This is a genomic window from uncultured Methylobacterium sp., assembly GCF_964251405.1.
GTDB lineage: Bacteria > Pseudomonadota > Alphaproteobacteria > Rhizobiales > Beijerinckiaceae > Methylobacterium.
Map to the genome: position 1 here is coordinate 13,662 of NZ_CAXUJR010000068.1, position 6,316 is coordinate 19,977.

Consider the following 6,316-nt stretch of genomic DNA (forward strand, 5'->3'; position numbering starts at 1 on the left):
GACGACGATCAACGCCGTTCTGCGCTCCTCCATGGAGCACGCGAAACGCTGATCAGTTGCCTCAGGGATGGCAGGACGTCGCCAGCGCTTTCGAAAAACAGCGAGACCGCCAGCACCTCGACCCTCTCCGCGAAGGCGGCGGGTAGGCGCACAAGATCCTTCTGCGTGGTGATCAGGCTGGCGCCAAGCCGCTTCGCCTCGGCGTTCAGGCCGGCAAGCTCGCCCTCGCGATAAGCATGGTGGTCTGGGAAGCTGCGCTGCGCGACCACGTCCGCGCCGGTGTCTTGCAGCGTCGCGAAAAATTTCTCCGGCCGGCCGATGCCCGCGAAGGCCAGCAGCCTTCGCCCGGCCATATGACGCTCCGCAAGGTCCGGCAGCAGCCGGGCACGAAGCACCGGCAAGCCCTGGTCTCGTGCCAGCACCACCACGCGCTCGCCGGCCTCGCCCTCTCCGACCAGCACGAGGCCGTCGACGTGGCGCCACTGGCGTTCCAGCGGGACCCGCAGCGGCCCGGCGGGGAAGGGCAGGCCGTTGCCGATGCCCACGCCCGCATCGACCACCGCCAACGACAGGTCCTTGGCGAGATTCGGGTTCTGCAATCCGTCATCCATCACGATCACGGAGGCACCGGTCTCCGCGCAGAGCCGCGCCCCGGCCGGGCGATCGCGGGAAACCACCGTGGTCGCGGCGCGCGCGAGGAGGAGCGGTTCGTCGCCGACCTGCGCCGCGTTGTGATGTGCGTGATCGACCAGAACGGGGCCGGCGAGGCTCCCGCCATAACCGCGGGTGAGGAAGGCTGGACGAGCGCCGAGATCGTGCAGCATCGCCGCGATGGCGAGCGCGGTCGGCGTCTTGCCGGCTCCGCCCAGCGTAAGATTCCCGATACAGAGAACGGGGCAGGATCCAGTCGTGCCCGGCCTGTCCATGCGCGCCGCCGTGAAGTGGCCGTAGAGGGCGCCGACGGGGGCCAATGCCCGCGCGAAGGGGTGGCGGGGGGAGGCGTCCCAGAAGGCCGGGGGCCGCATCAGGCCCCGGTCACGGGTTGGCCATGGCGGAGAGCGTCACCTGAGTGATGAACGGCTCGATCAACGCGAGCGTCCGGTCGAGGGCGCCCTCGAAGGGTCGCAGGGCCGCCTGGCCCGCGGCGGCCATCCCCTGCAGGCGGGTTGGATCGCGGAGGAGGTCGCCGATGGTGGCAGCGAGGTCGCGCTCGTCGGCGATCGCCAGGGCGCCTCCGGCGCGATCGAGGGAGCCGTAGACCTGCGCGAAGTTCTCAACATGCGGCCCGTGCAGCACCGCCGCGTCGAGGCGGATCGGCTCGATCGGGTTCTGGCCGCCATGGGGAACCAGCGAGCCGCCGAGGAAGACCAAGGGGCTGAGTCGATAGAACAGCCCGAGCTCGCCCAGCGTGTCGGCGACGTAGAGGTTGACCGCCCCGTGCGGCGCGTCCCCCTGCGATCGGCGGGCACTGCGCAGGCCGAGGGTCTCGGACTCGTTCGCGACGTCGCCGCCGCGATGGGGATGGCGCGGCACCAGGATCGTGAGAAGGCCGGGCAGATCGGCCATGAGCGCAAGATGGGCTCGGGCCACCATGGCGTCCTCGCCCGGATGGGTGCTGGCCGCCACCCAGAGCGGCCGATCGCCGACGATGCCGCGCAGATGCGCGAAGCCATCCTCGTCGAATGCGGGCGGCGCGGAATCGTATTTGAGGTTGCCGGTGACGGTCACCCGCGGGGCGCCGAGCCGGGCGAAGCGCTCGGCATCGTCCTGGTTCTGTGCGAGGCAGACCGAGACGCGCGAGAGCAGCGCCTCGGCGGTGCGCGGCGAACGGCTCCAGCCCTTGAAAGAGCGCTCCGACATCCGCCCGTTGACGATGAGAAGCGGGATTCCGCGGCCATGCAGGGCCATGACGGTGTTGGGCCAGATCTCCGATTCCGCCACCAGGGCGATCTCCGGCCGCCAATGGTCGAGGAAGCGCGCCACCCAGCGCGGCGCGTCGAGGGGCACGTAGTGATGGAACGCTCCCGCCGGCAGCCGGCCGGCGACGAGCTCGGCGGCGCTGCGCGTGCCCGTCGTCATCAGGACCGAGAAGCCGCGGTCGACCATCCCGTCGACGAGGCCGATCAGCGACAGCGCCTCGCCGATGCTCGCCCCATGCATCCAGCACAGCCGCCCGGGGGGGCGCGGTCGCCCCGGCATGCCCCTGCGCTCGGCCAATCGCGAAGAATCTTCCTTGCCGCGCCAGGCGCGGAACGACAGCAGACCGGCCAGCGCCGGCTCCGCCAGAACGAGCCCGGTGCGATAGGCCCTGAGGGCGACCGTGAGCTGGGCCACCGTCATGCGAGGTTGCCGCCGCCGTCACCCTGCCCGGCGCGCTCTGGCCGCCCGACGCGATCCTGGCGCCCGACCAGGGCATAGGCGCGGTCATGGACACGATTCATCTCGTCCTCCACGCGCAGGCGGATCGCTTCGAAGGCCTCGGGCTCGACCTCCCGCGGCACCAGGATCGCCTCGCCGAACACCATCGCGCCGCGGCCGAAGGGTAGCCCGAAGCAGGCCCGGTCCCAGCTGTTGAAGCGCAGGTGACGGCTCGTCACCACCGCCACCGGCACGATCGGCCGCCCGGAGAACCGGGCGAGGGTGAGGATGCCGGCATCGCAGCGGCGCGAGATCTTGGGCACATCGGCACTGAAGGCGACGCTCTCGCCGTCCTTGAGGGCGCGCAGCATGGCGCGAAGGCCCTCTGCGCCGCCCTTGGCGCGGACATCGCGCACGGCCCGGCCGCGGGCACCGGAGGCGCGGATGACGCGCACCCCCATGCGGGTGAGCGCGATGGTGTTGACGTTGCCGTCGGCCGAGCGGGAGATGATCGTGGCGATGCGGTCGTGCGGCCGGCGCATGAACGAGATCATCGTATGCTGGCCGTGCCACATGCCGGCGATGAAGGGTGACAGGCCGTCGAGCCAGGGATCGGGTGCCGCCGGTTCGACGATGAAGCGGTTGGTGCGGCGCACGAGGCGCAGGTAGCGCTCGGCCAGGAACCCAAGCGCGCCCTGCACCCGCGGCGCGCGGCCGATGCGCTTGATCAGGCTCATGCCGAAGCCGGCCCGCCGGTGGCCGCCAGCGGCGCGGACCGGCCGGGGAAGACGACGGTGGAGCGATCGATCGCGGTTCGTCTCATGTCTCGCCTCCGAGGTCGACGCCCGGCGGATCTCGTCCGGGGGCCGAGCCGATCATGGCTCGCTCCTCGGGATTCGCTCGCGAGGCGAGGCGGCACCGCGCGGCTCTCTAGCTCCAATCGACGCGGGGGCGCAACCGCGCCGCCCGACCCGGCTTGGTCCCGGCGGCGCTTGACGGGAAGCGCCATAGCCGCGAAGGCGAGCCTCCGGGCCTCCTCCCCACGGCATCGATGTTCCGTCTCGCCCATCTCACCGACCCGCATGTCGGGCCGCTGCCGCGTCCGCGCCTTCGCCAACTCCTGAGCAAGCGGGCGACGGGTTACGTCAACTGGCGCCGCGGCCGGCGCCACGGCCACGACATGGACGTGCTCGGCGCCCTCGTCGCCGACCTTCGTCTGCAGGATCACGACCACATCGCCTGCACGGGAGACCTGTGCAATATCGGCCTGCCCAGCGAATGGGCGACCTCGCGGGTGTTCCTCGAGGCGCTGGGGACGCCCGAGGCGGTGAGCTTCGTACCGGGCAACCACGATGCCTATGTCCGCGGCTCCCTCGAAGGCCTGCTCGGCGCCTGCGGCGATTGGGCCACCGGCGACGGTCTGGCGAACGCCGTGTTCCCCTACCTGCGCCGGCGCGGGCCGGTCGCCCTCGTCGGCCTGTCCTCGGCGATCCCGACCAAGCCCTTCGTCGCCACCGGCCGCCTCGGACCCGCCCAGATCGCCGCGACCGAAGCCCTGCTGACCTCTCTTGCCGGTGAACCGGAGCCGCCCTGCCGGGTCGTGATGATCCATCATCCGCCTCATCCCGGCGGCGCGCGGCCTGGACGCGAGCTGACCGATGCCGCCGCCTTCACGGCCATGATCGCCCGCAACGGTGCCGAGATGATCCTGCACGGCCATAACCATCTCGGCAGCGTTGCCTTCGTCGCGGGACCCGGAGGGCGGAGCGTACCGGTGATCGGTGCGCCTTCGGCATCGGCCGGCACGCATGCGCGCCACCACCGGGCGAGCTACCGGGTCTATGCCATCGCCCGCAGCGGCGAGGGCTTCGCCATCAGCGCCAGCGAGCGCGGCCTGACCGAGGACGGCGCCATCGGCGACCTCGGCCCCGTTCGCCTGACCCCGGCCTGAAGCACACGGACGATCCGCCGTATCGCCTCAGCGTTTTCGTCGTCGCCGCGAACGTTGACTACCAGTCGATACGCCTTGAAACGGCATCGCGTGTCGCCCGCGGGGCCTCGAAACCCGATCCAGGCACTGCCTTACCGGCGCGACGATTTTCGCTTAACGATCGTGATCCCCAGGCACGGCTTGCCCGCTTCGGCGCGTCGCCGTGTCGAGCCGGCGTTTTTGTTGTCATCTGGTCGACCACAGAATCCCCAGCCCAGCCGAAAGCCTCTATACGCTGGGGGAACTGTTCGGCACTATGTCACCGCCTGCTCGGGAGGTGGCCGCTATGTGGCGGATCAAGCTTGATTAATCCTGCACACGGCGTGTGCAGGTCAGCGACGGTGTCGCCTGGACATGTCGTTGGTTGGAACGAAGGTGGCTGTCGCGGCGGCTGGTTCGAGGACGGATGGCATGACCTGTACGGTAGATGCGCCTAGGGATACGGCAGCGACGTTGATCGATCCGCTGCTGCTCGACAACCAGCTCTGCTACGCCCTCTACGCCGCCGCTCACCGCATGACGAAGAGCTACCGGCCGCTGCTCGAACGGATGGGCCTGACCTATCCGCAATACCTCGTTCTCCTGGTCCTCTGGGAGACCGACGGTGTCACCGTGTCCGAGATCGGGCGGCGCCTGCGCCTCGATTCCGGAACCTTGACCCCCGTCCTGAAGCGGCTCGAAGGCGCCGATTTCGTCAGCCGCAGCCGGCGCCGCTCCGATGAGCGCGAGGTCGAGATCGCCCTGACCCCCCGGGGGCGCGCGCTGAGGGCCGAGGCGGTAGGCGTCCGCAAGTCGGTGATGTGCCAGCTCAACCTTTCGGAGCCGGAGGTCCAGGCCCTGCGCGCCGATCTCAACGCCCTGATCGAGAACCTCAGCGCGGCGGATTGATGGCTTGAGTCCTGCTGGGTCCGGACGTCTCTTGCCGGGCGAGGTGACTGCATGCGCGCGACCTTATCTCTCGCGGCGTCGATGCGAAGTAGCTCGGCGAGGCGGCTCGGACCATCGCAAAGGTGCCCCCTTGGGTTCGGTGGACGAGCCTCCCAGTCGGGGCCCCGGATTTCGTGTTGCCGGCTAAATTAGCGCTGTTTCTGTTGGTGGGTTTGCGTGTAAGAACCTTACTGCCTGCCGCCGGCTTCTGCGCGAGCTTGGAAGACTGATGGATCGTGCCCGACCTTGATGCCCATCCCTTGCGGAACCCGTCATTGTATTCGAGCGTCCGCATGCTTGCTCGGCACGAGACCGAGACCTGCCCGACGACTTTAATAGTCGAGTTGCAGGACGGACCAGAACTTGGCCGTGTGCCGGACGTTGCCTTCCCATGACGAGTTATGCCGACCTCGAGCGCGAGACACGAAATCAAGTGGGGGCCTTGCCGTTCCAGCGGTTCCCGGATCACGGCCTGCGCGTCCTCCTGATCACGTCCCGGGAGAGCCGGCGCTGGGTCATTCCGAAGGGCTGGCCGATGAAGGGCCGCAAGCCCTACGAAGCCGCCGCACGCGAGGCCTACGAGGAGGCTGGGCTGATCGGCCAGATCGGCAAGCGGCCGCTCGGATTCTACGTCTACGAGAAGCGCTTGAAGAGCCGTGCCTCGGTCCTGTGCCAGGTCAAGGTGTTTCCCCTCGAGGTCCGCAAGCAATCGAAGACTTGGCCCGAGCAGGACGAGCGCGACGACCACTGGTTTACGCCCTCGGAGGCCGCCGAAGTCGTGGCCGAGGCCGGGCTGGCCGCCATCATCCGCTCGGCGTTCAAGCCCGACAAGCCGAAGAAATCATGACCCGAGGGCCGCGGGCACAAACCCCGGCCCGTGGTTTCTGGGCGATTGCCAAGGCATCCGCGATCCGCTAATGCCCAACCCGGTCGGAAAGGACGCGGTGGCGCCGCCGGCTTCGGACGCTGCTGTAGCTCAGTGGTAGAGCACCTCATTGGTAATGAGGAGGTCGACAGTTCAATCCTGTCCAGCAGCACCAT

Annotated in this window: 6 protein-coding genes and 1 tRNA gene; 4 read left to right on the forward strand and 3 right to left on the reverse strand. The window is 69.2% G+C overall.

The features are described from left to right. Positions 1–8: 8 nt before the first annotated feature. The 3 genes from lpxK to ACFE7U_RS12760 are packed head-to-tail and all read right to left on the reverse strand — an operon-like array spanning position 9 to position 3,095. Entirely contained in the window at positions 9–1,025 is a 1,017-nt protein-coding gene (gene lpxK / locus ACFE7U_RS12750) for a tetraacyldisaccharide 4'-kinase (protein WP_375410102.1), read from the reverse strand. 10 nt (positions 1,026–1,035) lie between these two features. Continuing rightward, entirely contained in the window at positions 1,036–2,340 is a 1,305-nt protein-coding gene (locus ACFE7U_RS12755) for a 3-deoxy-D-manno-octulosonic acid transferase (RefSeq protein ID WP_375410103.1), read from the reverse strand. Then, a complete protein-coding gene (locus ACFE7U_RS12760; RefSeq protein ID WP_375410104.1) occupies positions 2,337–3,095 on the reverse strand; it encodes a lysophospholipid acyltransferase family protein in 759 nt (252 codons plus the stop codon). Before ACFE7U_RS12760 ends, ACFE7U_RS12755 begins: the two co-directional genes overlap by 4 nt. 314 nt (positions 3,096–3,409) lie before the next feature. Between ACFE7U_RS12760 and ACFE7U_RS12765 the strand changes: the two genes are divergently transcribed. The 4 genes from ACFE7U_RS12765 to ACFE7U_RS12780 all read left to right on the forward strand — a co-directional run bounded on the left by ACFE7U_RS12765 (position 3,410) and on the right by ACFE7U_RS12780 (position 6,315). Then, positions 3,410–4,309 carry a metallophosphoesterase family protein gene (locus tag ACFE7U_RS12765; RefSeq protein WP_375410105.1) on the forward strand — a complete coding sequence of 300 codons (900 nt, stop codon included), beginning with the start codon at positions 3,410–3,412 and terminating at the stop codon, positions 4,307–4,309. Between the two features lie 450 nt (positions 4,310–4,759). Next, positions 4,760–5,236, forward strand: coding sequence for a MarR family winged helix-turn-helix transcriptional regulator (locus tag ACFE7U_RS12770; RefSeq protein ID WP_375410106.1), 477 nt, complete (start codon positions 4,760–4,762; stop codon positions 5,234–5,236). A gap of 430 nt (positions 5,237–5,666) precedes the next feature. Further along, a complete protein-coding gene (locus tag ACFE7U_RS12775) occupies positions 5,667–6,122 on the forward strand; it encodes an NUDIX hydrolase (protein ID WP_375410107.1) in 456 nt (151 codons plus the stop codon). A gap of 118 nt (positions 6,123–6,240) precedes the next feature. Further along, a tRNA-Thr gene (locus ACFE7U_RS12780) sits at positions 6,241–6,315 on the forward strand. Position 6,316 lies beyond the last annotated feature (1 nt).